The organism is Alkalicoccobacillus porphyridii, from assembly GCF_007293315.1.
Classification (GTDB): domain Bacteria; phylum Bacillota; class Bacilli; order Bacillales; family Bacillaceae_D; genus Alkalicoccobacillus; species Alkalicoccobacillus porphyridii.
Genome location: NZ_VLXZ01000015.1, coordinates 13,702 through 28,407 on the forward strand (window position 1 = coordinate 13,702; position 14,706 = coordinate 28,407).

At 42.5% G+C, this 14,706-nt stretch carries 16 protein-coding genes and 1 tRNA gene; 5 read left to right on the forward strand and 12 right to left on the reverse strand.

Annotation, left to right across the window (positions count from 1 at the left end):
• Positions 1-88: 88 nt before the first annotated feature.
• The 10 genes from prkT to FN960_RS18130 all read right to left on the reverse strand — a co-directional run bounded on the left by prkT (position 89) and on the right by FN960_RS18130 (position 8,757).
• Positions 89-1,048 carry a serine/threonine protein kinase PrkT gene (gene prkT / locus FN960_RS18085; protein WP_143850273.1) on the reverse strand — a complete coding sequence of 320 codons (960 nt, stop codon included), beginning with the start codon at positions 1,046-1,048 and terminating at the stop codon, positions 89-91.
• On the reverse strand, positions 1,014-1,748 hold the full coding sequence (locus FN960_RS18090; protein ID WP_143850274.1) for a VWA domain-containing protein: 735 nt from the start codon (positions 1,746-1,748) through the stop codon (positions 1,014-1,016). The genes prkT and FN960_RS18090 overlap by 35 nt, the downstream gene beginning before the upstream one ends.
• 74 nt (positions 1,749-1,822) lie before the next feature.
• The gene (gene spoIIE / locus FN960_RS18095; RefSeq protein WP_143850275.1) at positions 1,823-4,318 is read right to left on the reverse strand and encodes a stage II sporulation protein E; all 2,496 of its coding nucleotides are present in this window, start codon (positions 4,316-4,318) and stop codon (positions 1,823-1,825) included.
• Between the two features lie 315 nt (positions 4,319-4,633).
• Positions 4,634-4,707: transfer RNA gene (locus tag FN960_RS18100), tRNA-Met, on the reverse strand.
• 139 nt (positions 4,708-4,846) lie between these two features.
• The gene (locus FN960_RS18105; protein WP_143850276.1) at positions 4,847-5,317 is read right to left on the reverse strand and encodes a S1 domain-containing RNA-binding protein; all 471 of its coding nucleotides are present in this window, start codon (positions 5,315-5,317) and stop codon (positions 4,847-4,849) included.
• A gap of 76 nt (positions 5,318-5,393) precedes the next feature.
• The gene (locus FN960_RS18110) at positions 5,394-5,771 is read right to left on the reverse strand and encodes an FtsB family cell division protein (RefSeq protein ID WP_143850277.1); all 378 of its coding nucleotides are present in this window, start codon (positions 5,769-5,771) and stop codon (positions 5,394-5,396) included.
• A gap of 4 nt (positions 5,772-5,775) precedes the next feature.
• Positions 5,776-6,363: a spore cortex biosynthesis protein YabQ gene (yabQ, locus tag FN960_RS18115; RefSeq protein ID WP_143850278.1), complete on the reverse strand. Its 588-nt coding sequence runs from the start codon at positions 6,361-6,363 to the stop codon at positions 5,776-5,778.
• Entirely contained in the window at positions 6,360-6,641 is a 282-nt protein-coding gene (yabP, locus tag FN960_RS18120; protein WP_438799902.1) for a sporulation protein YabP, read from the reverse strand. The genes yabQ and yabP overlap by 4 nt, the downstream gene beginning before the upstream one ends.
• Before the next feature lie 146 nt (positions 6,642-6,787).
• Positions 6,788-7,594, reverse strand: coding sequence for an alpha/beta fold hydrolase (locus tag FN960_RS18125; protein WP_143850280.1), 807 nt, complete (start codon positions 7,592-7,594; stop codon positions 6,788-6,790).
• A gap of 824 nt (positions 7,595-8,418) precedes the next feature.
• Positions 8,419-8,757, reverse strand: a complete 339-nt coding sequence (locus FN960_RS18130) for a L,D-transpeptidase (RefSeq protein WP_143850281.1) — start codon at positions 8,755-8,757, stop codon at positions 8,419-8,421.
• A 391-nt stretch (positions 8,758-9,148) separates the two neighbouring features.
• Here FN960_RS18130 and ehuB point away from each other — a divergent pair, with 391 nt between their 5' ends.
• From ehuB to ehuA, 4 genes are all read left to right on the forward strand, one after another.
• Positions 9,149-10,012, forward strand: a complete 864-nt coding sequence (gene ehuB / locus FN960_RS18135) for an ectoine/hydroxyectoine ABC transporter substrate-binding protein EhuB (protein ID WP_143850282.1) — start codon at positions 9,149-9,151, stop codon at positions 10,010-10,012.
• Positions 10,013-10,123: 111 nt separating this feature from the next.
• Entirely contained in the window at positions 10,124-10,780 is a 657-nt protein-coding gene (ehuC, locus tag FN960_RS18140) for an ectoine/hydroxyectoine ABC transporter permease subunit EhuC (protein ID WP_143850283.1), read from the forward strand.
• The gene (gene ehuD / locus FN960_RS18145; protein WP_143850284.1) at positions 10,777-11,481 is read left to right on the forward strand and encodes an ectoine/hydroxyectoine ABC transporter permease subunit EhuD; all 705 of its coding nucleotides are present in this window, start codon (positions 10,777-10,779) and stop codon (positions 11,479-11,481) included. The genes ehuC and ehuD overlap by 4 nt, the downstream gene beginning before the upstream one ends.
• A complete protein-coding gene (gene ehuA / locus FN960_RS18150) occupies positions 11,478-12,254 on the forward strand; it encodes an ectoine/hydroxyectoine ABC transporter ATP-binding protein EhuA (RefSeq protein WP_143850285.1) in 777 nt (258 codons plus the stop codon). The genes ehuD and ehuA overlap by 4 nt, the downstream gene beginning before the upstream one ends.
• 70 nt (positions 12,255-12,324) lie before the next feature.
• Here ehuA and FN960_RS18155 read toward each other — a convergent pair whose 3' ends face one another.
• Positions 12,325-12,933, reverse strand: a complete 609-nt coding sequence (locus FN960_RS18155) for a YqaA family protein (RefSeq protein WP_143850286.1) — start codon at positions 12,931-12,933, stop codon at positions 12,325-12,327.
• 266 nt (positions 12,934-13,199) lie between these two features.
• On the opposite strand from FN960_RS18155, the gene FN960_RS18160 reads away from it, so the two are divergent.
• Positions 13,200-13,355 carry a DUF1540 domain-containing protein gene (locus tag FN960_RS18160; protein WP_143850287.1) on the forward strand — a complete coding sequence of 52 codons (156 nt, stop codon included), beginning with the start codon at positions 13,200-13,202 and terminating at the stop codon, positions 13,353-13,355.
• 51 nt (positions 13,356-13,406) lie between these two features.
• On the opposite strand, the gene FN960_RS18165 is transcribed toward FN960_RS18160, so the two are convergent.
• Complete coding sequence (locus FN960_RS18165) at positions 13,407-14,477, reverse strand: NAD(P)/FAD-dependent oxidoreductase (protein WP_143850288.1); 1,071 nt, start codon at positions 14,475-14,477, stop codon at positions 13,407-13,409.
• Positions 14,478-14,706: the final 229 nt, after the last annotated feature.

Consider the following 14,706-nt stretch of genomic DNA (forward strand, 5'->3'; position numbering starts at 1 on the left):
ATTTTTAGATTTGTATATTATTATAACGCGTTTTAGAAGAAACATGTTTTATTTGCAAAAAGAAAAGGCCATCACGTTCATAGGCCTCTCACATCGTTATGATAAATACATATACAAGACAGCCTACTAGGACTAAGAAGCCACTAAGTATAAGTTCTACTTTATAACCCGAGCGACGCTTTTGGACTCTCGTTTGTTTCAATCGACTCTGTGTGCTTTGTGTTTGCACTTCTGATTGATACTGCTGCATATACCGTGTCAGGTCATATTTCATTTCAGAAGCGCTAGCATATCTTCCCGTTAAAGCTTTCACCAGAATAGGCTCAAAAGCCTTTGTCAGTGCATGACCTTTGATGACTGTTCTTAATTGCTTAAGCGCATCGCCGCTTTTTTTATCAAAACGCCTAGGATATGCGCAATTAATCATAGCCATCGCCACCGAAAACAGGTCGTATGCAGGATCCGCCTTTCTTGATCCTAGCGTCCAATAACCTCGATCAAAGAACTCCGTATATTCTTTGATAGACCGCCCAAGCAAGGTCGTACCTCCTACATCCAGCCAACGAACTCTAGTGGGTGGGCCCGATACAAGGAGGTTGTCCGGCTTTAGGTCACCAAAGACCCAGCCTTTATGGTGTAGTCTTTCCAAGTCTCCCAGCAATTGCATAATAAGTAGTCCAAGCCATTCTGGTCCCTTTCCATTCATAAATGTAATGAAGGGTTCGCCACTTAGATACTCCATTACATAAAAAGGGTAGGTATGCCCCGAAAATAGGATGTCATCAACATCAAGCAGCTCCGGTCCTAATGAAACACTATTTTGCTTGGAAAACTGTCTTAACACATTCACCTCTGTTGTGATAGCCATACTGTCTATTCCTACTTTAACTGCAACTAACCCCTTTGTCGTTTGAGCTAGATAAACAACACCGGTCGCCCCTTCTCCAAGTAAACGAATGATCGTATAGTTATGCTGATGCCACTTGCCAGTTAATATCGTGCCGGGGGTACACTTAATCGGCCGTTTCGTCGAAGAATGATTCCTCATGGTCTAATAAGCTCCTTCTCGAACCTTTTTGCGTAAAGACTCGTATAGCTGCAGAAATAGCTGGTCCTGTTGGAGTCGTTCCTCCAGGTGAGAGCTTCTGAAACGTACTTGTCAAACTACTCAATTTAGGTGTCCATTCGAGAAGGCGATCGACTTCACGCCGTTTTCCTGGGAAAGAATAAAGAGAGAAACGATTATCACCTACACGAGATGTTAAACTTATTGAAAGATCAGTTAATGCCTCCTGCACCATAGGCAGCTTATCTCTCATACTAGCACTCGTATCAACTAAGATTAATACCTCTAAGGTAATGGTTTCCCCTAAGTCATCCACTACCTCCATGACTTGCCCTCTTTTTTCGGGTGATAAATCCTCTAGCACTTGATCTTTACCCAGTATGTCTTGAAGCTCCTTGTTAATCACGCCATGCAGTGTTTGAGTCATCGCTTTTCTTGTAACCATTTGTACGGTTTTAGCAAGTTGTTTGGCATATACAATTTGACTCACGCCCCCACCAGCCAGGGCTATGGCTTCAACCTCTTGGATCCCCTGCTCATTTAGTGAATCCCCATCAACGATACCAATGACATTCACTGTAATCCCTTGTTCTTTACCAATTGCTGCAATCGCAATGGGGTCCTCCCCCTGATTGGAATGCCCATCTGTGATTAATAGAATTTGTTTAAGTGAGCCCTTCATCCCTTCATCCCTCCAAGTTTCATGAATGGTAACAGCCTTTACTTCTTAGAGGGAATCTATACTTCTAAGTCTCTTTACGCTCGTTTTTTTAGAGGAGGAGTTGATTGATAAAGTGGAATAGAGGCCCACTTCGGCGTGTTCCGCTTCACCTGAGCAACAATAACGGTCATGTCGTCCTCGATTTGAATGCCTCGCTCTGAGCGTATGACTCGCTCTAAGATCATGTCAGCCATCTCCTGTGGCTGGGCCAGATCGAGTTCCATGATCATTCGCTTCATCCATAGATCTTTATTCTCAACATGGGAAGGGGAATCATATATGCCATCACTGACCATGATGAGAACATCACCTGCTTTTAACTGCTCACTTACGACATCCACATCAAAGTCCTGAAACATGCCCATCGGCAAATTGCTGGCATCTATCTTTATCACTTTATCTCCCCGCTTAATAAACGTCGGAATGGATCCAATCTTCAGAAATTTTGCTTTGGCCGTCTGCAAATCAATCATCGCTAAGTCAAGCGTCGAAAAAATTTCATCGGTGGTCCGTAACGACAAAACCGAATTTACGGATTTAATTGCCACCATTTCTTCTATTCCTGACTCCAGCACCTTTTGAAGCAGCTTTAATGTTTCCGTACTTTCTAAATGAGCTCGCTCCCCATTCCCCATGCCGTCGCTGATGGCTATTGCATACTGCCCTGATCCAAGCTCAAGCGTAGAATAACTGTCACCCGATACCCATGCCCCCCCTTTTGCCACATTGGCTACACCCGTTTCAACGACAAACTGCTTTGCTGAGCGAAAGGCCATATGACTATGCCCATTAGAATAAAACTGCTGCTCCTCTTTTTGCAGAACAACGATTTCATTTAATAGAGAAGACAGCATGGGAGCAATAATCTTTTCTCCTATGCCCTGACCATTGTCAAAGGACGTACTTAATTCAATTTCAACCTGTCCAGGTCGTAAGCTGTAAATTTCCAAATGCCCTATTTCCAGACCTGCTCCCCTCAACAGATCCAATAATTCCTCTTCCTGCTGAAAATGCGCCTCCTTTTCCCGTTGAATTTCTTTTGCAAAATCACCCATAACTTGTGAAACTCCCAAGAGTTGGTCCGCCACTAACTTACGACTTTCATTCACCTGCTTTCTTAGCATTTGATTCACTTGGTAATGACTATGCTCTGTGAGAATGGCCTGCACTACCTTATCTGGCCTAATACAATGCTTATTCCACTCTAGCTGAAGCAGTTGATCTTTTAATTCACCATTTTTGGCCGTTTCAGTCATAATCTTATTCATAGAATCATAGGTTTTATTAAAGTTTTGCACCCAGCACCGCTCTTTTTTAAAGCAGGTTTGGCATGTTTTTTCCGTTACATTACTTAGAAAATAGTCCACCTCTCTTTCATCACGATCTGCTTCCTCCGTCTGTGTAGGCATTTGAAAGCTTTTTGATAGAGTTTGAAATAGGGTTGAAAATTGTTCAACCCTCCCAGCTGTCACATCACGTATTTTTCTAAGGTATTGCTGTTGCTCTGCAGCATATTCTACTGTGCCCGGTATGTAGCGCGCTATATTATGAATGATTCGATTAGGGGTTAGAAAGAATAAGCTTATCGCTACAAACGATTCTATGATGGTGGCAGAAATTCCCGGCCCTCCTTCTCCATACATACCAATTAGTAACGTCCCGATTAATAAACCTGCAGCGACACCTACTTTCTTCCCTTCTTTTAGCAGTCCACCTAATAATCCCGAGAAAGCTAACAGGCTCATTTGATAAAGGTTGGCCAAGCTCGCTAGGCTTAATATCAAACCTGTTACGACACCAACCGTAGATCCAATCGCAGCTCCACCAACAAGACCAAAGATTAAGAGCAAATACCTTGCCAATATATGTTCAATCGTTACATCATTCCATGCCCAACCGACCGTTCCGGTCATAACAGAAGCTAGCAAAATAATAAGACAGATAATTTCTTCATTTTTTAGAGGGCGTTGTACCCGTTTAGCTGTAATAAAAGGAACACTCTGAAGGAAAATCATTGTTAAGATAAAGCTTAATCCTGATTCGACCGCCGCCATCATCCAGGCATAGCCTGTGATCGTTCCTGACTCAAAGAAGACCAAACTCAGTCGAGCAAGTAAGCTGGCAGAAAAAACAATGTAAGGAAGGGCTTGAGTTGGACTTCTCACATGCCGGGCCACCGCTTTTTGGAGAAGAATATAAACGATAATGGCAGCAATAACAAAGCCGATTTGGCCGTGGTAGCTGAAGATAGCTCCTGCCAGAAGAGAAAAGGATGCGATGGCAGCTTTATCTCGTTTTAATAGATAAACAGCTGCTAAAAATGGCAGGACAAACGGAGTGAGTTCCGTCAAAATCACAGCTCGTCCAAGCAAAAAGCCCATAATGGCAATTAGCAATCCCCACTGATAAAACACCGTTTGGAACCATGACGCACATTGCTGCTTAAATGAATCCGTGGTACTTTGATAGATTTGACCAGCCCTTAGTGCCCACGCAGGCTCTCCCCAAAACTTCATTGTCTTTCTTAACATAGACCCACCACCCTCTTAGATTCGTGGTCTCATTATAAACACGCTTCCAAGCAAGAATTTGTCATAATCACAGTACAACAAAAAAGAATCGTTCGACTAGATTCGGCTGAATGTATAGCAATGACACATAGTTATTTACCTTTTTTGCTTCCCACTACGCACATTACCGTTCATTATACAAACGCCTGCGATAATTTGACGGACGGTTTTGTTAGAAGTCCTTAAAAATGAATTAAAACACTGTAAAGACAGGCATACGACAAAAAAGAAGATCAACCGAGACGTCTCAGTTGATCTTCTTTTTGTATTTATATATAGCGGCGGAGGGGATCGAACCCCCGACCTCACGGGTATGAACCGTACGCTCTAGCCAGCTGAGCTACACCGCCTCAATTCCTAGCCGCCAATGACGACAAGACTAAATATACCTCGTTACCTGCCTATAAGTCAATCTTTTTTCTATAAAAAAAAGACAGACTCTGCGTCTGTCTTTTCGTTTATTCATAAGGAGCCTGAAAGAAACAATGTCTACCCTCTTTTGGCACCACGGCCACCACGTTTTGATTCCGTTTGGCGCTTAATCGTAGACAATCGTTCTTCACTATCTTTTAAGAAGCGACTTACCCTGTCTTCAAATGTAACAGTTTGCCTTACGTTTCCTCTTGCTCCTCCACGATTTCCACCCTGTGGACGGCTATTATATGGTCTTGAAGGGCGTGAGGCGGCACTTGGACGCGAAGTCTGTTCCGGCGCACTTGCAGGGCGGTCTTGGGCTTTTCTAATAGATAACCCAATCTTGCCATCTTTCTCTACATTTACAACCTTAACTAGGACCTCTTCGCCAACCTTTAGAAATTCATTAATGTCTTTCACATAATTATCAGCAACTTCACTGATATGAACAAGTCCTGTTGTTCCGCCCGGTAACTCAACAAATGCACCGAAATGTGTAATACCTGTCACTTTGCCCTGCACCTTGCTGCCTGCTTCTATTGACATGAAAAGATAGATCCTCCTTAAATATCTGTAAAAAAATCACTTTGAATTATAGTATACCCGAAAGCAAAAAAATGTGTCAATCTGATGATGATTCAGGTAATTTGTATAATGTTTCACCAGGGCGGGTCAAAAAGTAATCTCTCCTTAACACCTCTCCTATGTAATCAGGATTATTATAATTCTCTATCTCCTGCTCCAACCTTTCCTGTTCAGCCAACAGCGCTTCCTGTTCTTCCTGTAAAGAAGCTTGCTCCTCTTTCTTCTCATTAATGGTTGATGCTTGAGCCATTAATGTTACAGAGATGATTCCGATCAAAATGGCACCAATGATACCTAGTGCACTTAGACGCCTAATTAACCCTCGGCGTCTTTTAGATTGTAGCTCTTTTTCCTGCTCACGTTGCTTAATATATGCTGAATCCAATTCTCTAATGGACGGTTGCTTGTTAGCCATGCTATCACCTCTTGTCGTTCTTCTTCCATACAGACTGGCTCTTTTCCTTCAACTTTCTAAAATAAGGGACCATTTTTCCATAAATCTTTGATTTACTCAGGCTCTGAAAAAGTGGCCGAAATAGCCACCAGAGCGGCTTCCAGATTATCGAACTTATAACTAGACAAATCTTCCAAACTAGAGTTAATACTATCATACATAAGCTTAATGTCAGTTTCAATAACCATTTGACAGGATTAATAAGAATGTAATACACGCTTTTTCTAATAAAGCGAACAATCGAAACAACCAACATAATAAGCCTGTCCAATAGATACGTATAAACAGACTGTAATAAAGCACGATAGGCGGCATACCCGCAAAGAAGTGCTACAAAGATATACCCTCGTAGTTCACCAAGGTTAGCCTGGTACAGAACATAAAAAACGAGTAAAGCTTGGACACACCAGAACAAAAGATCACGAATGGCCACCGTCCAGCGGAAGGAGCGTGGTTGGTATGTTAGCTTCCCATATGTATCCAAGGATGCACCAATCCACGCCCCCATAGCCAGCATCGACAACATCGTCTGAAGCTGAATGGTCAAACTCACTTAAATAACTTCCCTAAGAAGCCTTTTGACTTGCCTTGCTGATTTTGATCTAAATAAATCATGTCATGAATCTTACCCTCTATTGAAACAAACCCTTGCTCTACATTTAGATTCTTCATATGAAGATTTTGACCCCGTACAGAGAGGAAGCCCATATTAGTCTCCATTAGGAACTCTTCATTATCGAAACTCTCAACCTGCTTTACCCCGGTTATATCGAGTTGCTTACGTCCAACAAGTGTAACATCATGATCTTTGCTTTCATTTGCCCTGCCCATCGGTGCCCCAAATTCATACTGGTCCATCCCGAATCCCCTCCAACAAACTTAGTACTACAAGATATGATGAAGGAATCAAAAATAGAACAAGCCAAGTATACGCACCAAAAAAGCCGCCGCCTTAAGACGACAGCTTTTAATAGGCTTTATGTTTGTAAAAATTTTAGAATCTCTTGATTAACCTTCTCTGTTTCCTCAAATACCAGTCCATGCCCACTATTTTCAAAGGCGACAAGCTTAGATTCTGCAATGCCTTCTTTAAGAACGGAGGTAAAGTCAAATGGACAAATTTCATCGTGTTTACCATGCAGGATTAAGGTTGGTACATGGACGCTCGCTAAATCAACGCGCCCATCTTCATCTCGAAGCGCTTCAGCTGAATGAATGGTTGCATGAGGCGTACCAGTTAGGCCTAAATGCAGAAACCACTCATTAAACGCATCGGACATGTCCTGATGAAAGAACATCCCTCCAAAGTCTTTAAGCATACCCGGGCGATCCTTTTTAAGGTTGGAGATAATGTCATCCACACCCGACTTCTCAAGCCCATATGGATATTCTTCTCTTTGAGTGAAACTTGGCGCAGCTGCACCAAGTAGGATGAGCTGAGAGATTGGATTGTCCTTGTGATTAGCCAAGTAGCGAATGGCAATCGGCCCTCCCATGGAAAACCCGGCTAATGCGGCGTCCTGTAACTCTAATTTTGTTACAACGGCATGTACATCAGACGCCATCGTGTCATAGTCATAACCCGACCACGGAGCATCTGATTTTCCATACCCTCTTAAATCAATCCCAATAAATCTGTACCCGTGCTTTGGCAGCTCCGTTTGCTGATATTCAAACATCTTATGGCTGACTGGCCACCCATGGATAAAAATAAGAGGCTTCCCTTCACCTATGTCTTCTACAAACACCTTTACATTTGGTTCTACTTCTATATAGTGTCCCATAATTCTTCTCTCCCTCAAAAAGCATTATTTATGTATATGTGTACCCATTGAGGTATTCCATAAACCATGCCCATTGACTGTAGCTTCTAAAAAAGTCTCCGCTTGATGAGTGGCGGGCAGCAAATTTATGAGTAAATACACAAGCTGAGTCTAGATAACTATCCTACAGAGGGAGGCTAGTATTTTAGTACATTTTACTTGCGTAAGTAGATAGAGGAATTGGAGGGTATCTAAATATCGCTTCTTCGCTTCCGCTCCCGAAAACGGGGGCACATTTACCGCGGGAGTGCCTGAGCTCATTTGCATCGCTACAGGAATCTCCATTGATACAGCCTCAACCCTTGAAGTGGTAGGGAGCCACTTCAATGTCGGTCTGCCACGTGCTGTCTCGGTGAAGCTTCGTTTTCTCCTTCCGCGTATGTTTCCAATCAGATAATTTAATTGACCAACATTCCGATTGGTTGCTTTTACTGGCTTCCGCGCACGCACTCCGCTTTTCCGCGCCTCAGATGACGCTTTTCGCGCATTCTCGTTTTTTTCGCGCACTGGCTTGATCTTTCCGCGCATGACCCGATGCTTTTCGCGCATTTTACTTTTTTTCGCGCATACCCCACCTATTATCGCGCATTTTCCATCCGTGGGGTCGGGATGGTGGTGGATTGGCTGTGCTTACCGAATTACGAACGCGAGTTTAGATCGTCTTCCGATGTATTTCCTGCACTTTGCGATGTATTCGGCTTTCCTCCCGATGGATCTACCTCTCATTCCCGATATCCTTGTGACAAGAGTCCCGACCGGACCTCTTTCTCATTTGAATAGGTGAATTAAGGAACAATAGTCACCGGTGTACCAACAGAGACCAATTTAGACAGTGCCAGTACGTCATCGTTATACATTCGGATACAGCCATGAGAGACCGACTTCCCTATTGAATCAGGGTCATTGGTTCCGTGAATGCCATAATGAGGCTTGGATAGCCCCATCCAAAATGCGCCAAAGGGTCCTCCAGGATTTGCTTGTTTATTTATAATGGTAAATTGACCGTGCGGGGTCATTGTTGCGATTTTTCCAACTGCAACTGGATACGTTTTTTCCGGCTGTCCGTCATTTAATAATGTTAACTGATGTCCAGAAAGGCTAACGACAATCGAACGATTTGGCATAAAGACACCCCCTCTTACATTTTATTCATTTGTCCCTCTGTCATTCCTACATACCTTTACAAAGTAACCTCGATCGTTGTAAAAAAGAAAAATTCATTTTTAAGGTTTACACCTGTTTTATTAAGGGTATCCATGTATCAGACTTAGTTCATGTAACTTCTCTATTTTTTCCGCAATTTTGATGATTCGGACGTTTTCCCGCCTTGAATCTATGAAAGAGCAGTTTCCTCCCACCTAATACTCTCTCTTGCCATATGTTTAGCCAATATGCGACTTTAAGCGTTTTGTCTTACGTCCTTGATTTTGTTAAGCTAATATAGTGCAATTAGAGAAAAATCTAACATAGTAAGTTTATCATTTACATTTATTCCATTAGAAGGGGTTGGTTTATTTGAAGAGATTTGGGTACATAACAGGCATTATCTTATCAGCTATCACACTCGGTGCATGTACAAGTGTAGGCGAAAATTCGTTAGAGGATCTTCAGGAAAGAGGCAGTGTCGACGTTGGGGTAGCGAACGAACGCCCTTATGGCTATGAAGAAAGCGGTGAAGAAGGGGGAGTAACTGGAGCTTCAGTAGAAGTTGCTAGAGCTGTACTAACTGAATTAGGGATCGACGAGATTGAAGGAAATGTCGTAGATTTTGATGCGTTAATTAACGGGGTAAATTCACGGAACTTTGATATTGTGACAGCAGGCGTTTATGTAACCCCTGAAAGATGTGAGAATGCGATATTCTCAGAGCCAGACTACCGAATTGGTGAAGGGTTAGCCGTAGCTCCTGGTAACCCACATGATATCACTAGCTATCAGGATATCGCTGATAACCCTGATATATCAGTTACTGTTATGTCCGGGGCGATTGAACTAGAGTATTTACGTGCAATGGGTGTTGATGATTCGCAAATTGATCAGGTATCGAGCATCACCGATAATATCTCTGCATTAACTGCCGGAAGAACTGATGCTATTACGATGACCGACCTTACATTAAGAACAGCACTTGAGGATCAGGATGACGGCAATTTTGAAATTGTTGAGGATTTTGAGCAGCCTGTTATTGATGGCGAAGAAGTATACGGCTATGGAGCTGCCGTGTTCCATCCAGATGATGAAGAATTTAGAGATGCTTATAATGAAGTCCTTGCTGAATTAAAAGAGTCAGGAAGAGTCCTTGAAATTATGGAGCCGTTTGGCTTTACAGAGGATAACATGGTTACAGATATGACGACTGAAGAGCTTTGCGCAGGATAACGTTTTAATAAGTTTAGCTTAAGGGATGTCTCTATTACTTAAAGGACGCTTGAATTTCGTCTTTTATGAGATATCCCTGTTTTTTTAATTAATCTAAGGAGTGAACACACTTTGAGCACAGCAGATATCATAAGCGTAATCATGCGAGGACTGCCAACTACCGTTTCACTTCTTTTGGCGGCAACTGCACTTGCTTTTGCTATTGCATTTATTGCCGGTATATCAAGGGTTTCAAGGTTTAAATTTATTCGTGTCGGCACGCTTGTTTATGTTGAATTTTTTAGAGGGACATCCCTTCTTATTCAGCTCTTTTGGCTATATTACGTACTACCTGAGGCGTTTGGCGTAAGGCTTGATCCTTTTTTAGCCGGTGTGATTACCTTAGGTTTGAACTACGGAGCATACGGTTCTGAAATTGTCAGAAGCTCCATTCTTTCTGTACCAAAAGGACAATCTGAGGCAGGTATTGCTCTTAATATGTCGAGTAGACAACAAATGTTTCGAATTATCTTACCCCAGGCTTTTAGAACAATGATTCCTGGATTAACAAATAATTCAATTGAGTTACTTAAAGGAACATCCCTTGTTGCATTAATTGCCTTACAGGACATGATGTATTGGGGACAAAACCTACGCAGTGGTGACTTCAGCATTGCTCTTCCGGTATTTGCTATTTTATTAATGATGTACTTTCTTGTTGCCTTACCACTCATACTGCTCTCAAAATACTTTGAGAAGAGAGCTTCACGGGGGGTGGCTAGCACATGATCGATTGGCAACTAGTTGTTGATTCATTCCCTATGATATTTAGGGCAATGTTTATGACACTTGGTATCACAATAGGTGCCTACCTTGTATCAGTGACATTTGGTTTGGTATTAACGCTACTTGGACGATCCTCCTTTAAACCACTCGCTTGGCTAGTGTATGGATTCGTTCAGTTTGTCAGAAGTACACCACCACTTGTACAGTTATTCTTTGTGTATTATGCATGGCCACAGATTCCTGTGATTGGGGTATCTATGAGTCCTATCACTGCAGGTATTGCAACGCTAGGCATTCATTATGCCACCTATCTATCGGAGATTTATCGTTCAGGCATTAACGCTGTACCTAAAGGTCAGTGGGAAGCGAGTCGTGCGTTAAATTTCAGTAGAACCAAAACCTGGATCAAAGTTATTTTGCCACAGGCCATACCACCTGTTATTCCTATGATGGGGAACTATTTAATTGTATTATTTAAGGAGACGCCGCTTTTGATGGCTATTTCTGTATATGAGATGCTAGCTGCAGCCCGCGAGATCGGGGCATCGAGTTTTCAATATACAGAGGTGTATACGATTGTAGGTCTGCTATTCCTTCTGCTTAGTTATCCATCCTCTCTCTTAGTTGGCTATGCAGAGAAACGTATGAATAATCGCATTAGCAGAAAAGCAAAAAAAGTTGAAAAGGAGCAGGCGACGACATGACAGAGCCCATCGTTCAATTTAAATCAATCAGCAAATCTTTTGATGAATTAGAAGTAATGAAGGATTTCACTTTAGATGTAGATCCAGGAGAAATTGTCTCTATTATCGGCCCGAGTGGATCTGGTAAAACAACCATTATTCGAATGCTTATGACACTTGAGAAGCCGACTGGCGGAGACATTATCGTAGAAGGCGAAAACCTATGGAAAATGGAGTCAAAAGGAAAGCTTGTTCCAGCGGATGAAAGGCATCTGCGTAAGGTTCGCTCAAATGTTGGGATGGTGTTTCAGCACTTTAATCTTTTCCCTCACATGACGATTCTTAGAAATTGTACAGAGGCTCCTATTCATGTACTGGGTTTATCAAAAAAAGAAGCTGAAACGCGCGCAAAAGAGATGCTTGAGAAAGTAGGGCTTGGTGACAAGGTGGATAATTATCCTATGCAGCTATCAGGTGGTCAGCAGCAACGTGTGGCGATCGCCCGTGCACTAGTCATGCAGCCCAAGGTTATGCTCTTTGATGAGCCTACCTCTGCCCTAGACCCAGAGCTTGTTGGCGAAGTCCTAGAAGTTATTAAGGATTTAGCTCAGCAAGGTGATATGAGCATGATCCTTGTGACACATGAAATGGATTTTGCGTGGCAGGTTTCGGATCGAATTGTATTTATTGCAGACGGACAGCTTGTTGAACACGGCAAGCCTAGTGAGGTTCTTGATAATCCGAAAAGCGATCGACTTAGAAACTTCCTCGAACGCTTCCGTACACAGGTATAATAAATACCCCCTAGCACATTTACTTGAGCTAGGGGGTATTTTTCCACATGGAAAATCGCTTTGGACAGCCTTATTTTACTGCCTTCTCCTGAGAGCCTGCTTCTTCCGTGGTCATTTGCTTATTCTTTTGAATTTTTCTTTTCATCACAACCGCGATAAAAATTAACACAGCAATACCAAGGAAAATGTATGTTAGATAAGAGTCAATTAAATTTTCTGCCGCTCTTCCATAAAAATAAAACAGAAACCCAACAGCATAGAACTTCACAGCTCTGCCAATAGAAGCATAGCCAATTAGCTTCCACATTGAGAATTTCATAGCCCCTGCCATAATAGTAAACACTTTAAATGGGATGGGAGTGAATGCTCCTATTAAAATCGCAGCTTCCCCATTTTTCGTAAACATGGCCTGAGCCGACTGCATAGAGCCCTTCTTTAGAAACCTTTGAAGCACGGAGTCTCCAAGGAGGCGACCAATGAGATAACCAAGAGGCGTTCCGAGTATACAGGCCACATATCCAACGGTCGCCAGCCATAATGCTTGGGAAGGATTAATTAAACTGAGTGAAACCTGAAGAAAGAAAGCAGGGATTGGAAAGATAACTGCATCAGCGAAGGAATGTATAAATAATCCCCATGCCCCAAAATCCCTTAAAAAATCGATGACTGCATCAAACAACCCTTCTCTCTCCTTTCATCTCGCCCCTACAAACCTTTTATCTTATACTTCTATTATTACACATAAATTTGTATGAATATATGGCTAAAATCCCAATATTGATATTACATATAATACCAATCATTTCTTGATTAGGTGGTACCGATCTGCTATGATACGTTCGACCGGACTTATCACCCGGTCCGCTTTAAAAAAAGCCTTACTCTGGTCATGTGCATTCCTACTTCTGGTGGTACAAAATTAGGAATCACAGGAGGCGATGTAAGATGGCACAACAGATATTGTGTGAAGTATCTAGCTGCTTACACTGGGCTGGTGACAATCATTGCGGCGCATCAGAGATTTATGTGGTGAATCACCATTCGAAATCCGATGCAAAGGATTCTGCCGAAACCGATTGTAAAACCTTTGAGGTTCGATAAACCTCAAAAAGGGAGAGACGCCGATGCGTTTCTCCCTTTTTATCATAAACCCTACTTGCTTCCCCCTGCATACGCCAGTAGACCTTTTTTAGTAAGCTCTTCATTCTTTTCCTTAAACCGCTCGTTATGTGAGGAAACGTATGCCTGCTCAGTGGCCTCCGGCTCAATAAACAGCTTAGCCTGATTAACGGCTTTCGCCCCATCTACATAGGCTCCTGCAATTAGTCGCAGCTTACCATCATTACTCACTAAATCTCCTGCAGCAAGCACTCCTGGTACACTCGTTTCCATCTTTTCGTTTACTGTCAGAATCCCTTCTTGAGTCTCAAAATTTAGAGGACTCTCAAGAAGAAAATCAAGGTCCATTTTGTAACCGTGATTAACAATGACTGCATCCACCTGCTGCTCCACACGTTCTTCCGTTTCAAGCTGCTTTAAGGTTACTCGTTCAATTTGAGTCCCTTCCGCATCACCATGTAGCTCTTCAACACAATATGGCGTTAACACCTCAACTGATGAGTTCTTCATCTGCCTTACATTGCTTTCATGACCTCCGAATTGGTCCCTGCGATGCACAACCTTCACAGACGAAGCAATCGGCTCTAACGCATTGGCCCAATCAACGGCTGAATTCCCTCCACCGGATATTAGGACATTCTTGCCTTTAAATGTATCCAGCTGCTGCACGGTATAATGCAGGTTTGTGACCTCGTATCGATCGGCACCTTCAATTTCAAGCTTGGTCGTTTTAAAAATACCGTGACCTACAGCTAAAATAATACATTTTGAGTAGTGGGTCTCCCCAGAGGATCCACGTAGGAGAAAGACACCGTCTTCACGCCGGGTCAGCTCTTTAATTTGTTCATTTAAACATATGGTCGGATCAAATGTTCTGCCCTGTTGATTTAGGTTAGAAAGGACCTGTTGCCCAGGTGTAGGAGGCAAACCGCCAATATCCCAAATGATCTTCTCGGGATAGAGTAGAACTTTTCCACCGAGCTGAGATTGATATTCAATAATTTTTGTTTTTAAGTCACGCATACCGCTGTAAAACGCACTATACAAGCCAGCAGGTCCACCGCCTATAATGGTCACATCATATATATCCTCTTGATTTCCCAAAACGTCTTCCCTCCTGATCAGAACGTACTATCTATAATTACTCACGCTTTTCATTAAAAATGATTCTCATTCTTAATTATAGCAAGCTTTAATCGAGAAGAAAAGGCGAAATACATGAACAATTGGAAAAAAAGAGAGGTGGTTATTAGTGAATGAGTGTATTGTGCTTCGGCTGCCGCTACCTGGATGAAAGGGCACGCTTTCCGCGGGAGTATCCGCGCTAACCCGC